Source organism: Pseudomonas sp. TYF_14 (assembly GCF_043105275.1).
GTDB lineage: Bacteria > Pseudomonadota > Gammaproteobacteria > Pseudomonadales > Pseudomonadaceae > Aquipseudomonas > Aquipseudomonas alloputida.
On the sequence record NZ_JBICLK010000016.1, the window covers coordinates 39056 to 53434 of the forward strand.

The 14379-nt window shown below is 64.1% G+C and carries 11 protein-coding genes; 8 read left to right on the plus strand and 3 right to left on the minus strand.

The features are described 5' to 3' along the window. Positions 1-224: 224 nt before the first annotated feature. Together ACF8O8_RS04565 and ACF8O8_RS04570 are read right to left on the minus strand one after the other, a co-directional pair. Positions 225-758, minus strand: coding sequence for an NUDIX hydrolase (locus ACF8O8_RS04565; RefSeq protein ID WP_010951839.1), 534 nt, complete (start codon positions 756-758; stop codon positions 225-227). Positions 759-760: 2 nt separating this feature from the next. After that, on the minus strand, positions 761-1828 hold the full coding sequence (locus ACF8O8_RS04570; RefSeq protein ID WP_049587200.1) for a DUF2333 family protein: 1068 nt from the start codon (positions 1826-1828) through the stop codon (positions 761-763). A gap of 247 nt (positions 1829-2075) precedes the next feature. Here ACF8O8_RS04570 and ACF8O8_RS04575 point away from each other — a divergent pair, with 247 nt between their 5' ends. From ACF8O8_RS04575 to accC, 6 genes are all read left to right on the plus strand, one after another. After that, positions 2076-3431, plus strand: a complete 1356-nt coding sequence (locus tag ACF8O8_RS04575; protein WP_010951837.1) for a diguanylate cyclase — start codon at positions 2076-2078, stop codon at positions 3429-3431. 652 nt (positions 3432-4083) lie between these two features. Beyond that, positions 4084-5637, plus strand: a complete 1554-nt coding sequence (locus tag ACF8O8_RS04580) for a methyl-accepting chemotaxis protein (protein WP_371264247.1) — start codon at positions 4084-4086, stop codon at positions 5635-5637. A gap of 117 nt (positions 5638-5754) precedes the next feature. After that, positions 5755-7527, plus strand: a complete 1773-nt coding sequence (locus ACF8O8_RS04585) for a protein-disulfide reductase DsbD (RefSeq protein ID WP_392509311.1) — start codon at positions 5755-5757, stop codon at positions 7525-7527. A gap of 179 nt (positions 7528-7706) precedes the next feature. Then, positions 7707-8162 (plus strand): type II 3-dehydroquinate dehydratase, encoded by a 456-nt coding sequence (aroQ, locus tag ACF8O8_RS04590; protein ID WP_010951834.1) that lies wholly within the window; start codon positions 7707-7709, stop codon positions 8160-8162. A gap of 99 nt (positions 8163-8261) precedes the next feature. Beyond that, positions 8262-8723, plus strand: coding sequence for an acetyl-CoA carboxylase biotin carboxyl carrier protein (gene accB / locus ACF8O8_RS04595; RefSeq protein ID WP_010951833.1), 462 nt, complete (start codon positions 8262-8264; stop codon positions 8721-8723). Positions 8724-8740: 17 nt separating this feature from the next. Further along, positions 8741-10096 (plus strand): acetyl-CoA carboxylase biotin carboxylase subunit, encoded by a 1356-nt coding sequence (accC, locus tag ACF8O8_RS04600; protein ID WP_003255333.1) that lies wholly within the window; start codon positions 8741-8743, stop codon positions 10094-10096. A 90-nt stretch (positions 10097-10186) separates the two neighbouring features. Here the strand turns inward: accC and ACF8O8_RS04605 are convergent, their stop codons facing one another. Further along, positions 10187-12040 (minus strand): sigma-54-dependent Fis family transcriptional regulator, encoded by a 1854-nt coding sequence (locus ACF8O8_RS04605; RefSeq protein ID WP_010951832.1) that lies wholly within the window; start codon positions 12038-12040, stop codon positions 10187-10189. Between the two features lie 283 nt (positions 12041-12323). Here ACF8O8_RS04605 and ACF8O8_RS04610 point away from each other — a divergent pair, with 283 nt between their 5' ends. After that, positions 12324-13379, plus strand: a complete 1056-nt coding sequence (locus tag ACF8O8_RS04610) for an ATP-NAD kinase family protein (protein ID WP_010951831.1) — start codon at positions 12324-12326, stop codon at positions 13377-13379. 22 nt (positions 13380-13401) lie between these two features. Further along, positions 13402-14379, plus strand: coding sequence for a thiamine pyrophosphate-dependent dehydrogenase E1 component subunit alpha (locus tag ACF8O8_RS04615; RefSeq protein WP_392509312.1), 978 nt, complete (start codon positions 13402-13404; stop codon positions 14377-14379).

Consider the following 14379-nt stretch of genomic DNA (forward strand, 5'->3'; position numbering starts at 1 on the left):
CTGAGGACAAAAACTGGTCGTGCCTTGGGGTTGAGGCCGACCGCGAAGCCCCACTCTGGCAGGGGCGGCGCTACTGCTGCAAGAATTGCGGCAGCCCGAAAAGGGCGCGCAGTGTAACGATAAATACGCCGGTTGTGTAGGAGCGGATTTACCCGCGAACAAGGGCAAAGCCCTTGCCCTGGGAAACGGGTGTCTGGGCCGGTATTTCGCGGGCAAACCCGAGCCTACAAAGTGGCCTTGTAGCGCTGCAACGCCGCCAACGAGTCCGGGCAATAAGGCTTGCTCAGGCTTTCCTGCTCAGCCTGTTCCAGACCGATGAAGCGCGCTTCAATAACCTCTTCCGGCTGCAACCGCAACGGCGCATCCGACACCGCCGAATACACCGCGCACCACAAGCGGTTATCCGGCTGGTCGAAATAGAACCGCTCGTGAAAGCGCAGCTCGGCGCCCTCGATGCCCAGCTCTTCGGCCAGCTCGCGCGCGGCCGACTCGGCATACGCTTCGCCAGCCGCGACCATGCCGCCCGCTGCCACATCCCAATAGCCGGGGTACAGCGCCTTGCTCAGCGTACGCCGGTGTACACACAATTCACCGGCACTGTTGAACAGCAGAATGAACGTGCAACGACCGATCAGGCCACGCTCGCGCAGCTCGGCACGGGGCAAGGCGCCCAGTACCTGGTCGGTTTCGTCCACCCAGGTGACCAGCTCGCGGTCGGAAGCCGCCCGATGGGCGGCCTCGGTTGGGCTGATAGCCATCATCAGCCCTGCGACAGCAGCTGACGCAGATCGATAACCGCAGCGTTGGCCCGGGAAATGTAGTTGGCCATGACCAACGAGTGGTTGGCCCACATGCCGAAGCCACTGCCGTTGAGCACCATCGGGCTCCACAGCGACTCTTGCGAGGCCTCCAGCTCACGGATGATCTGACGCACGCTGACGGTGGCATTCTTCTTCGCCAGCACGTCGGCGAAGTCCACCTCGATGGCACGCAGCAGGTGCGACAGCGCCCAGGCTTGGCCACGGGCTTCATAGAACACGTTGTCGATCTGCAGCCATGGGGTTTCCACCAGCTCCTCATCCACCTGCGGCGCCTGGCCGGCAACGACCGACTCGGTCTTCAGCGTGGTGTTGAGCTTGACCCGGCCAACGCTGGCCGACAGGCGCTGCGACAGCGAGCCCAGACGGGTGGCGACGTCACCCAGCCAGTTGTTCAGGTTGTCGGCGCGGGTATAGAAGATAGCGCCCTTGTCGCCGGCAGCCAGACGGGTCTGGTAGCGGGTCAGCGACTTGATGCCCTCTTCGAACTCCGACTCGCTCGATGGCAGGATCCAGCTCTTGTTGTCGAAGTTGAAGCGCGGCTCGGCCTTGGCCAGGTCGGCGTCTTCGGTGGACTGCGACTGCGAACGGGCGAAGTCTTTACGCAGGGCACGGGACAGGTCGCGGACCTGGACCAGCACGCCATATTCCCAGCTTGGCATGTTGTCCATCCACAGCCCTGGCGGGAAGCGGTCGTTGGAAATGTAGCCGCCCGGCTTGTTCAGCAAGGTGCCGGCCACGGTCTTGAGGGTTTCGACGGTGGTATAGCCCACCACCATCTGCTGGCCAGTACGTTCGGCTGCTGCCTGGGCGTTTTGCTGCACCGGGAACAGAGCAGGTTCCTGGCTCCAGTACCAGCCCAGGCCGATACACACCAGCAGGTACAACCCGATCAGGGTCCCCAGGGCACGGCTCCAAAGGCCGCCAAGGTAGCTACGGGCGGCAGCGCCGCGCCCGTCGACACGCTCACGGGGCTCGGCTTTGGCCTCGCGGTTTTTCCAGTCCAGCATGGCTTTGTCCTTATCAGTCACGACGGTTCAGGGGCTTTGACCACAGGCCTGCGCTAGCGTGCCACGGGAAGCCCGAATGGCTGCACTATAAAGCAGACACCACCGTACGCATAAGCGACCATTCAGTCAGCAACTGAATATTCGTTCTGCCCGCTTTGTTGACGCAGGGCACTCACTCACGTGAAAAGAGCTGCTAGCATAGAGCCATCATTGCCCCTGCACATCCCAACCTATAAGTAGCCAGGACATGAGCCAAGCAGTCGAGCCGAGCCCGCAGTGCCCCGTCCAACAGTTGACGCGTAACGGCCTGCGCAAGGACGACCCGCTCGACCAACTGCTGCTGCCCGTGCGCAAACCGGTGTACATCCTGCTGCAGGACCACGAGCGCGCCCAGCGCCTGGCCCAGCAACTGGAATTCTTTGGTCTGGTGGTGCAGGCGTTGCCCAGCGCCGCAGCGTTTCTCGCCTCGATCAGCGAGTACCCGCCGTCGGCCATCATCATGGATGTCGACTTCACCGGCGCCGGCCTGGGCTTGCTGCTGGCCGCTCAGGTGCAGCAGGGCCTGGCACGCTCCATTCCGTTGCTGTTCTTCAGCCATCACGAAGCCGACACCCCTACCCGCCTTGCCGCAGTGCGCGCCGGCGGTCAGGACTTTCTCACCGGCAGTCTGGAAGCTTCCAGCTTGCTGGAAAAGGTCGAACTGCTGACCAACACCGCCCCTCACGACCCGTTGCGCGTGCTGATCATCGACGATTCGCGCACACAGGCCATGTACACCGAGCGTGTACTGGCCGGCGCCGGCATGCTCACCCGCAGCCTGACCGACCCGATCCGCACCATGGCCGAGCTTGCCGACTTCCAGCCCGACCTGATCATCCTCGACCTGTACATGCCGGCCTGCACCGGCCCGGAGCTGGCCAAGGTAATCCGCCACAGTGACCGTTATGTGAGTGTGCCGATCATCTACCTGTCTGCCGAGGACGACCTGGACAAGCAACTGGATGCCATGAGCGAAGGCGGTGATGACTTTTTGACCAAGCCGTTTCGCTCACGCCACCTGATCACCACCGTGCGCAACCGCGCCGCCCGCGCCCGCCATTTGAAGGCGCGCATGGTCCGCGACAGCCTGACCGGGCTGTACAACCACACCCATATCCTGCAGCTGCTGGAAGACTGCAGCTTCCGCGCCCGCCGTGAGCAGCAGCCGTTGAGCTTTGCCATGCTCGACATCGACCACTTCAAGAAGATCAACGACCGCCACGGCCACCCCATGGGCGACCGAGTGATCAAGAGCCTTGCCCTATTCCTCAAGCAGCGCTTGCGCAAGACCGACTTCATTGGCCGCTACGGTGGCGAGGAGTTCGCCATCGTCATGCCCAATACCGCGCTGGATGCCGCACACAAGGTGCTGGACGAAATTCGCCGGCGCTTTGCCGAAATTCTCTACCCGGCGCAGCCGCGCGATTTGCAGTGCACCTTCAGTGCCGGCGTGGTGCAACTGGACGAGGGGCTGGATGCACTGACCATGGCCAGTGCAGCTGACGAGGCGCTGTACCGGGCCAAGCATGCGGGGCGCAATTGCGTCGTTCGTGTAGAGCCCTGAAATTCGCACTCACGGTGCCGGCTTCTTCACAGGCTCGCCCGCTTCCCCAGGCATTTCACATACCTCAAGTCTGGAGGTAAACCTGTGGGAGCGGGCAAGCCCGCGAAGAGGCCAGTGCCGGCCACACCAATAGAGGCACTGTGCCACTTTTTTTCTGACACCAAGCCCCTGGCGTCATCACCCCGTCACAAAATCGCAATAACTTCAGGCGCCTACCTCTCCCCTGCGCAGGAAGTTCGCGGCTATGCGCCTGAAGTGGCTGACCAATTTCAACACGCTGTTGCTGGTGACCGTGTGTATCGCCTTGGGCGCCACCCTGTGGTGGTCACAGCGCGCCCTCGAGCGCCCCTACCAGCTGATGGAGCGCTATCTGGGCCTGTCCCAGCAGTTCCAGAACCAGGCGGCGCGCAATATCCAGGCCTACCTGGGCAGCGGCGACGCCCTGCGCCAGGCCGCCGCCATGGAGGCGACCCAGCAGTTGCAGGCCGCACTGACGGACTGGCCGGTAGAGCTGGCCGAGAAGTTGCGCCCCAGCCTGGATAGCCTGCAGGCCTTCACCGCCAACGAACTGCTGGCCGCCGGCAAGCTGGCCGGCGACCCACAAGCCCTGCTGCTGCAAGCCGAGCGGGAGCTGGGGGCGAACTTCGAGCAGATGGCCAGCTACGCCCGCGACAGTGGCAACGCCGAGGCCAATCGCTACTTGCTGCCCTTGCTAGACGCCACCCTGCATCTGGGGCGGCTGTCATTGGCTCGCGACAAGCTGGTCAGCAGCGGCCGCCCAGAGCTGGCCGACGAGGTGGAGCGCGAGCTGCAACTGATCCGCGCCCAGGCCCAGACGGTCGACGGCCTGCCACTGCTCGGCGTAACCCGCACGGCCGAATCCGGAGCCGACGACTTCGCTGCGATGATGGGCCTGGAATCCCAGAGCAGCGCCCAGCAGGAAGACATTGCCGTGGGCCTCAAGCGTGAATTGCAAAGCCTGCTCAACCGCTACCCGGCCGAACTGCAACGCACCCGCGAACAGATCGAGCGCCGCGCCGAACTGGCCGCCACCACCGGCCAGCGCCTGGAAGCCGTACAACAGGCCATCGCCGCGCTGGAACCCGAAGTACGCGGCCAGCATGCGAAAATCGCTGCCGAGGTGCGCATCATCCAAGGCCTGATGATCGGCCTGATCCTGCTGATCGCCCTATTGATCGACACGCTGCAACGGCGCCTGGCCCGGACCCTGACCGGACTGGCCCCGGCCCTGTCACGCTGGGCCGAGGGCGATTTCGCCCAAGCCATCGCCCTGGGCAAGACCAACCGCGAACTGCACGACATCCAGGAGTCGCTCAACCGCCTGCGTCAGTACCTGGTGGAGCTGGTCGGCACCATCCGTCATAATGCCGAGCAGGTGGCCGGCAGCAGCCATGCCCTGGCCGGCATGAGCGCTGCGCTGCACGGCGGCGCCGAGCGACAGGCCGGCGATACCGGGCAGATCCGCGATGCCTTGGGCGAGCTGGAAGCAACCATTCAACAAGTGGCTGGTGATGCCAGCGCAGCCGCCGAGGCCAGCCGCGATGCCGGGCGTGCGGTGGAACAAGGCCAGGCGGTAATCGGCCAGAGCCTGTCGGGCTTGCGTGAGCTGGTCGATGAAGTGCAAGGCAACGCCCGCATGATCGAACAATTGGCGGAAGAGTCGGCCACCATTGGCGGGGTACTGACGGTGATCCGCGCGATTGCCGAGCAGACCAACCTGCTGGCACTGAATGCCGCGATCGAAGCGGCCCGTGCCGGCGAGATGGGCCGTGGCTTTGCCGTGGTCGCCGATGAGGTGCGCTCACTGGCTCAGCGCACCACGGGGGCTACCGGCGAGATCCAGGCGTTGATCGACCGCCTGCAGCAGGCCGCCAGAAGTTCGGTGGCGGGGATGCGCGCGCAACTGGAACATGCCGAGGCCACGGCCAACCAAGCCCAGGCGGCGGATGGGGCACTGGATGAGATTGTCTGTGCCATTCGCACCATTTCCGATACAGCGGTGCGGATTGCCGATGTCACGGCACAGCAGAGTGGCGCGGTGAGCGAGATTCGTGACCACAGCGAGCGGATTCACGAACTGGGTGAAGACAACCTGCAGCGCATTGGCGAGGGGCGTAAACAGGGTGAACAGCTGCTGAGCCTGGGCGGTGAGCTGAACCGGGCGGTGCGAGCGTTCAGGGTCTGAGATCGAGCGCCGCCCGCGCGGCGCTTCGCGGGTAAACCCGCTCCTACGTTTGTTTCGGGCCAATTATTCCTGCGCATCCGTTATCATGCCGGGCACGTTCCACCTCGCGAGTCCGCCATGCGCCGCCTGTTTTTCATGCTGTTCCTACTGCTGGCCAGCCCGGCCTTCGCCGCAGGCCTGCTCGACAACCGCCCCAGCGCCACCCTTGGCGCCGCTTCGCTGGCCAACAACGCCGACTTCCTGCCGGTACACGAGGCCTTCAAGCTCAACCTGGTCCAGGCCGATGCGCAAACAATCAAGCTGCGCTTCGTTGCCACCGATGGCTACTACCTTTACCGCCACCGCTTCCAGTTCCGCACGGAACCGGCCGATATCACCCTGGGCACACCGAACATCCCCAAGGGTGAGGCCAAGCACGATGAATTCTTCGGCGACGTCGAGGTGTACCACGGCGTGCTCGATATCGAGTTGCCACGTAAAGACCCGCGCGCCTTCACCCTGCTGGTGGGCTACCAGGGTTGCGCCGACAAGGGCTTGTGCTACCCGCCGGAAACCGCACGCCTGAGTATCGATGGCGAAGGCGTTGCAAACACGCCAGCCACCCGCGAACACGGCTGGAACTGGAAGTCGCTGCTGCTGTTCTTCCTCGCTGGGGTCGGCCTGACCTTCACCCCCTGCGTGCTGCCGATGTTGCCGATCCTTTCCGGTGTCGTGCTGCGCGGCCAGGTTGGCGGCGTGCGCGGCCTGGCGCTGTCGCTGGCCTACGTGCTGCCAATGGCCGCCAGCTTCGCGGTGCTCGGCGCACTGATGGGCCTGTTCGGCGCAAGCCTGAACCTGCAGGCGCGCCTACAGTCGGCCTGGGTGCTGGTACCTTTCGCGCTGTTTTTCGTAGTGTTCGCCCTGGCCATGTTCGGCCTCTTCGAACTGAGGCTGCCCCAGGCCCTGAGCAACCGCCTGAACAACGTCGCCAACCACACCCGCGGCGGCTCGCTGCTGGGCGCAGCTGTGCTCGGTGTGCTCTCCAGCTTGCTGGTTTCTCCGTGTGTATCGGCGCCCCTGGCCGGTGCCTTGCTCTATATCAGCGCCAGCGGCGATGCCCTGGGTGGCGCGCTAAAGCTGTTCGCCCTGGGTTTGGGCATGGGTGCACCGCTGCTGCTGGTAGCCACCGGTGGCGCGGCCTGGCTGCCCAAAAGCGGCCCATGGATGAACACGGTGAAAAACGCCATTGGCGTACTGCTGCTGGGGCTGGCCATCGGCTTGCTCAGCCGTGTACTGCCGGGCCCTGCGACCTTGCTGCTGGTCGGTTTCCTCGCTGCGGGTGTGGCACTGTTCCTTGGTGCGCTGGAATTCGTCGTCAAGACGACGGCCCAACGCCTGGCGCAACTGCTCGGTCTGGCCTTGCTGGTCTACGCGCTGGCTTGCTGGTACGGCGCCCTCACTGGCCAGGGCGACCCACTGCGCCCACTGCCAGTTGCGTCAATGGCCGCCAGCGGCGGTCTGCCGGCAGCAAAAGCCGATGCCTGGCAGACCATCACCACACCTGATGCTCTGGACGCGGCCCTCGCGCAGGCCCAGGCCACCGGCCAGCCAGTGCTGCTGGACTGGTACGCCGACTGGTGCATCAGCTGCAAGGTGATCGAGCATGATGTGCTCAATGCACCGCAGGTGCAAACACAGCTGGCCGGCTTCAAACTGCTGCGGTTCGACATCACCGAAAGTAATGCCGAGCAACGCAAGCTGCTCGACCGCTATCAGCTGTTCGGCCCACCTGCCCTGCTGTTCTTTGCTGCGAACGGCAGCGAAATTACCGCTGATCGGGTGATTGGCGAGATAAATGCCGGTGAATTCGCGCAGATTCTGACGCGCGTGCGCGGCAAAGTCGGTCTATAACTTCCCGCGAGCTCGGAAAAATCCTGAAATGAGTGACCGGATTTAATTATCCGGTCACATACTTCGCGCGAACCTCGGACATCGTGCTGGCTATTGCCGGGAACTGGACACTTGCCGTTGCTTTACGGCACACTCGCCGCGCTGTGTCGAATTGCCCTACAAATCCAAGGAATCCGCAGATGGCAACGCTACTGGTGCTCCACGGCCCAAACCTCAACCTGCTCGGTACTCGCGAGCCAGGCCACTACGGCGCCGTGACCCTGGCTCAGATCAACCAGGACCTGGAGCAACGTGCCCGCGCCGCAGGCCACCATCTGCTGTACCTGCAGAGCAATGCCGAATACGAACTGATCGACCGCATTCACGCCGCACGCAACGAGGGTGTGGACTTCATCCTGATCAATCCGGCTGCTTTCACCCACACAAGCGTCGCATTACGTGACGCATTGCTTGCGGTGAGCATCCCATTCATCGAAGTGCACCTGTCCAACGTGCACAAACGCGAACCGTTCCGTCACCACTCCTACTTTTCCGATGTTGCCGTAGGGGTGATCTGCGGTCTGGGCGCCAGCGGTTATCGCCTGGCCCTGGAGTCCGCGCTGGAACAACTGGCTGCCAACGCACAGCCCAAATGATGAAAACCCTGGCCTAAGTGGGCCGGGGTTCGAGAGAAACGTTTCAGATACGTTTTTTGTATTTCGCCCCCTGACCGAACCTTTGGGAGTTGATGATTAATGGATATCCGTAAAGTCAAGAAACTGATCGAGCTGCTGGAAGAGTCTGGCATCGACGAACTGGAGATCAAGGAAGGCGAAGAGTCGGTCCGTATCAGCCGTCACAGCAAGACCCCAGCTGCCCAGCAGTTCTACGCACCGGCGCCTATGGCCGCCGCCCCTGCCGCTGCGCCGGTTGCCGCTGCTGCGCCAGCCGCCGAAGCCACTGCTGCCGCCCCGGCCCTGAAAGGCACCGTGGTCCGTTCGCCAATGGTAGGTACCTTCTACCGCAAGCCTTCGCCGACCTCGCCTAACTTCGCTGAAGTTGGCCAGTCCGTGAAGAAAGGCGACACCCTGTGCATCGTCGAAGCCATGAAGATGATGAACCACATCGAAGCCGATATTGGCGGTGTCATCGACGCCATCCTGGTAGAAGACGGCCAGCCGGTTGAGTTCGACCAGCCGCTGTTCACCATCGTTTGAATCGCGGAGAGCCAACGATGTCTGGGAAGCTCGAAAAAGTCCTGATCGCCAACCGCGGGGAAATTGCCCTGCGGATCCTGCGTGCCTGCAAAGAGCTGGGTATCAAGACCGTCGCCGTGCACTCCACTGCCGACCGTGAACTGATGCACCTGGGCCTGGCAGACGAGTCGGTCTGCATCGGCCCTGCATCGTCCAAGGATTCCTACCTACATATCCCCGCGATCATCGCTGCCGCCGAAGTGACTGGCGCCACTGCGATTCACCCGGGTTACGGCTTCCTGGCGGAAAACGCCGACTTCGCCGAACAGGTGGAAAAATCCGGTTTCGCCTTCATCGGCCCGAAAGCCGACACCATTCGCCTGATGGGCGACAAGGTTTCGGCCAAGGACGCGATGATCAAGTCGGGCGTACCGACCGTACCGGGCTCCGATGGCCCACTGCCAGAAGACGAAGAAGTTGCCCTGGCGATTGCCCGTGACGTCGGCTACCCGGTGATCATCAAGGCCGCCGGTGGCGGTGGTGGTCGCGGCATGCGCGTGGTGCACAAGGAAGAGGACCTGATTTCCTCGGCCAAGCTCACCCGTACCGAAGCCGGTGCAGCCTTCGGCAACCCGATGGTTTACCTGGAGAAGTTCCTGACCAACCCACGCCACGTGGAAGTACAGGTACTGTCCGACGGCCAGGGCAACGCCATTCACCTGGGCGACCGCGACTGCTCGCTGCAGCGCCGTCACCAGAAAGTACTGGAAGAAGCACCAGCCCCGGGCATCGATGAGAAAGCCCGTCAGGAAGTGTTCAAGCGCTGCGTCGATGCGTGCATCGAGATCGGCTACCGTGGTGCCGGTACTTTCGAGTTCCTGTACGAAAACGGCCGCTTCTACTTCATCGAGATGAACACCCGCGTGCAGGTTGAGCACCCGGTGTCGGAGATGGTCACTGGTATCGACATCGTCAAGGAGATGCTGAGCATCGCCGCTGGCAACAAGCTGTCGTTCCGCCAGGAAGACGTGGTGATCCGTGGCCACTCGCTGGAGTGCCGGATCAACGCCGAAGACCCGAAGAAGTTCATCCCGAGCCCAGGCAAGGTGAAGCACTTCCACGCCCCGGGCGGCAACGGCGTACGCGTCGATTCGCACCTGTACAGCGGTTATTCGGTTCCGCCGAACTACGACTCGCTGATCGGCAAGCTGATCACCTACGGCAAGGACCGCGACGAGGCCATGGCGCGCATGCGCAATGCCCTGGACGAGATCGTCGTCGACGGCATCAAGACCAACATCCCGCTGCACCGCGACCTGGTGCGTGATGAAGGCTTCTGCAAAGGCGGCGTCAACATTCACTACCTCGAGCACAAACTGGCCAACCAGGAGTGATCGTGTAGTGTGATGTACCAGAACCCCGGCCCTGTGCCGGGGTTTTTTATTGCCTGCCAGAATCTGGGGCCGCGTCGCGGCCCCAGGGCTCTACCCCTTCATCCGCGGCATGTCGATGCGGTGCTCATGCACTCGCCGATAAAGCGTCGCCCGCGAAATGCCCAAAGCCCGTGCCGCATCAGCCGGCTTCCAGCGATGGCGGATCAGCGCGTCCAGCAACAGCTGCCGGGCCGGGCACGACACCCCGCTTTCAGCCGAGCCAACCGCTTCACCGCGCACCTCCTGCGGCAGATCCTGCAGCCGCACCTGCCCGCCCTCACTCACCGCACAGGCATACCGCAACACCTGCCGCAGCTGGCGCAAATTGCCCGGCCAGCGATAAACCAGCAGCGCCTGCAGCGCGTCATCCGCCAACACCACCTCCACCCCGCAGGCCGCAGCCTCTTCGGCCAGCAACTGGTGAATCAGCCCCAGCCGGTCATCACGCTCACGCAAGGGGGGGAGCTCAAAGCGGGCATTGGCCAGGCGGAAGTACAAGTCTTCACGAAATCGCCCGTCCTCCACCATCGCCGCCAGATCGCGATGGGTCGCACAGATCACCTGAATATCCACCCGCTCCCGCCGCGCGGCCCCCAGCGGCGCCACCTCGCCCTCCGCCAGCACCCGCAGCAGGCGGGTTTGCAGGTTCAGCGGCATGTCCCCGATCTCGTCGAGGAACAGCGTGCCGCCATCGGCCTGCTGCAACAGCCCTTGCATGCCTTTGCTGGAAGCCCCGGTGAAGGCCCCGGCCACATAGCCGAACAACTCGCTCTCGATCAGGCTTTCCGGGATGGCCGCGCAGTTCAGGGTAACGAACGGGCCATCACAGCGCTGGCTTTGCTGGTGCAACTGGCGGGCGAATACCTCCTTGCCGGCCCCGGTCTCACCCAGTACCAGCACCGCCAGGTTGCAGTCCTTGACCCGCGTGGCCAACCGCAGGTGTTGCTCAATACGGGTGTCCTGGGCCTGGCGCAAAGGCTGCGCACGCTGGCGTTGCTGCGGTGCGCTGACCCGGCCATACAAACCGCCCAGACCAGGCAGGCGCTGGGCGGACGACGCGCTCACCCGGCGCAGTTGGTCGATGTCGAACAGTTCGCCAATATGCTCGGGCAAGCGCCCCAGGCGTTCCACCAAGCGCTGCCGCGCCAGGCTGTTGATCGCCTGCAAGCGGCCATCGGCATCCCAGGCCAGCAGGTAGTCGGGCTGGCTCTCCACATAGCCCGGCGTACCATGGGCGCGCATCACCCAGTGGCCCTGGGCGCTGTGCATGAAGAAGGCGTTTTCGATCTCGCGGGCCGTTTGCTCGACCAACTGGCGGATCAGGTGCTGGCTGCGCCGATCGTCCGGCGACTGCAAGGCCGACACATCTACCACGCCCAACAACTCACCCAACGGGTCGAACACCGGCGCCGCTGTGCAGGTCAGGCCGATGAAGGCGGCGCGAAAGTGATCGCGCTTGTGCACCGTGACCGGAGCCTTGCTGGTCAGCACCGCCGCCACGCCGCATGTGCCCTCCTCGCCCTCCGACCAGCAGGTCCCCAGATACAGCCCGGCCTTGCGACAGTCGTTGCGGATGGCCGACTCGACCCGGTAATCGATGGTGCGCCCCTGGGCATCGGTAAGCAGCACGCAGTAGTCAGCGCCGCGCACCCGCTCATGCAAGCGCGCCACGGCATCGCTGGCGATGCGCAGGAACAGCTCGGCGCGTTCGCGGCATTCGTTGAGCAGGCTTTGGGAAAGGATACGCGGCCCCTGCTGGGAACCGGGGTCGAGGCGGTACACATCCATGGAGCGGCGCCATGAATCGAGGATCAGCGGTGGTACCGGCGCCTGCGGCAGGCGGTCGGCATTCTTCAACACCCTGCTGACGCAGTCCACATGGGCTCGGGAGTTCGCGGCAAGCATTCAGGCCCTCCGGTTCTCGTTACTGTTTTTATCGTTGTCCGGCCATTAAGCGCCTCTGGGCATGCCCCGACAAGCACTGTGTGATTACCGGCTGGCTTGAGACGCAGCGTCTCAGTGTCTCGGCAACGCAGGCCCGGCGCTGGCACCCGGCGTCTCGCCACCCTACCCGTGAAAACCTGCCCGAACACGACCAGAGCCCTCTAGCCCGGCCACTTCAGCCATCGCGAAGAAAGCTGGCACCCCGCTTGCTCCTGCCCTTGCAAACAAAAATACGAGGTGCGCCATGCCGCTACCCGCCCCGATTGTCGGGATCATTGCCAACCCTGCCTCTGGCCGCGACCTGCGCCGCCTGACCGCCAATGCCGGGCTCTATTCGAGCACCGACAAGGCCTCGGCTATCCAGCGCCTGCTGGCCGCTTTCGGTGCCACCGGCATTGGCCAGGTGTTGTTGCCCAGCGACATGACCGGCATCGCTGCCGCCGTGCTCAAGGCCAGCCAGGGCCCGGGGGCCCGTGACCAGCACTGGCCGGCCATCGAAATCCTCGACCTGCCACTGAGCCAGACCGTGGCCGATACCCGCCTGGCTACCCGGCACATGGTCCAGCGCGGCGTGGCGATGATCGCCGTGCTGGGCGGTGATGGCACCCACAAGGCGGTCGCCGCCGAGGCCGGTGACGTGCCGCTGCTGACCCTGTCCACCGGCACCAACAACGCCTTCCCCGAACTTCGCGAAGCCACCAGCGCGGGCCTGGCCGGTGGCCTGCTTGCCAGTGGCCGGGTACCGGCCAGCATCGGCTTGCGCCGCAACAAACGCTTACTGGTGAACGTGCCTGAACAACAGCTGGCCGAGTGGGCCTTGGTCGAGGTGGCCGTGTCGCCGCAGCGCTTCATCGGTGCCCGTGCACTCAGCCGCAGCGAGGACCTCTGCGAAGTCTTCGCCTGCTTCGCCGAGCCCCACGCCATCGGCCTGTCGGCCCTGTGCGGTCTGTGGTGCCCGGTGTCACGGCAAGATCCGCACGGCGCCTGGGTACGCCTGGCCCCCGACGCCGAACAGGCGCTGTTGGCGCCGTTGGCGCCCGGGCTGCTGCAAGCCTGCGGCATCACTGCCTGCGGTCCGCTGACACCCGGCGTCGCCCAGCGCCTGAGCCTGACCAGCGGCACCTTGGCGCTGGATGGCGAACGCGAAATCGAATTTGCCGAGCATGACACGCCCACCATCACCCTCGACCACCAAGGCCCACTCAGCGTGGACGTCGAGGCCGTGCTGGCGCATGCCGCCCGCCACCACCTGCTGGCCGTCCCGCGCGGCCACCGGCTGCACCCTGCAAACCCGTGTTGAGACAACCCCGGAGAACAACAAGATGTCCAATCAACTCAGTACTGAACAACTGCTGCATGCCTATGAAGTCATGCGGACCATCCGCGCCTTCGAAGAACGCCTGCATGTGGAGTTCGCCACCGGCGAAATTCCCGGCTTCGTCCACCTGTATGCCGGCGAAGAAGCCTCTGCCGCCGGGGTCATGGCCCACCTGCGCGACAGCGACTGCATCGCCTCGACCCACCGCGGCCATGGCCACTGCATCGCCAAAGGCGTGGACGTGTACGGCATGATGGCCGAGATCTACGGCAAGAAGACCGGCGTGTGCGGTGGCAAAGGCGGCTCGATGCACATTGCCGACCTGGAAAAGGGCATGCTCGGTGCCAACGGTATCGTCGGCGCCGGCGCACCACTGGTGGCCGGGGCGGCGCTGGCGGCCAAGCTCAAGGGCCGCGATGACGTGTCGGTAGCCTTCTTCGGCGATGGGGCATCCAACGAGGGCGCCGTGTTCGAGGCCATGAACATGGCGTCGATCATGAACCTGCCCTGCATCTTCGTGGCCGAGAACAACGGCTACGCCGAGGCCACTGCCTCCAACTGGTCCGTAGCCTGCGACCACATTGCCGACCGCGCTGCCGGCTTCGGCATGCCAGGCGTCACCATCGACGGCTTTGACTTCTTTGCCGTATACGAGGCCGCCGGCGCTGCCATCGAGCGCGCCCGCTCCGGGCAAGGGCCGTCGCTGATCGAGGTCAAGCTCAGCCGTTACTACGGCCATTTCGAAGGCGATGCGCAAACCTACCGCGCCCCTGATGAAGTGAAGAGCCTGCGCGAATCCCGCGACTGCCTCATGCAATTTCGCAACAAGACCACCCGCGCCGGCCTGCTCACGGCCGAGCAACTGGACGCCATCGACGCCCGCGTCGAGGACCTGATCGAAGACGCCGTTCGCCGCGCCAAATCCGATCCCAAGCCACAGCCCGCCGACCTGCTCACCGACGTCTACGTCGCCTACCCCTGA

Coding starts and splice junctions, on each gene's coding strand:
- ACF8O8_RS04565 (WP_010951839.1), bottom strand. CDS start 758: ATGGCTATCAGCCCAACCGAGGCCGCCCATCGGGCGGCTTCCGACCGC.
- ACF8O8_RS04570 (WP_049587200.1), bottom strand. CDS start 1,828: ATGCTGGACTGGAAAAACCGCGAGGCCAAAGCCGAGCCCCGTGAGCGT.
- ACF8O8_RS04575 (WP_010951837.1), top strand. CDS start 2,076: ATGAGCCAAGCAGTCGAGCCGAGCCCGCAGTGCCCCGTCCAACAGTTG.
- ACF8O8_RS04580 (WP_371264247.1), top strand. CDS start 4,084: ATGGCCAGCTACGCCCGCGACAGTGGCAACGCCGAGGCCAATCGCTAC.
- ACF8O8_RS04585 (WP_392509311.1), top strand. CDS start 5,755: ATGCGCCGCCTGTTTTTCATGCTGTTCCTACTGCTGGCCAGCCCGGCC.
- aroQ (WP_010951834.1), top strand. CDS start 7,707: ATGGCAACGCTACTGGTGCTCCACGGCCCAAACCTCAACCTGCTCGGT.
- accB (WP_010951833.1), top strand. CDS start 8,262: ATGGATATCCGTAAAGTCAAGAAACTGATCGAGCTGCTGGAAGAGTCT.
- accC (WP_003255333.1), top strand. CDS start 8,741: ATGTCTGGGAAGCTCGAAAAAGTCCTGATCGCCAACCGCGGGGAAATT.
- ACF8O8_RS04605 (WP_010951832.1), bottom strand. CDS start 12,040: ATGCTTGCCGCGAACTCCCGAGCCCATGTGGACTGCGTCAGCAGGGTG.
- ACF8O8_RS04610 (WP_010951831.1), top strand. CDS start 12,324: ATGCCGCTACCCGCCCCGATTGTCGGGATCATTGCCAACCCTGCCTCT.
- ACF8O8_RS04615 (WP_392509312.1), top strand. CDS start 13,402: ATGTCCAATCAACTCAGTACTGAACAACTGCTGCATGCCTATGAAGTC.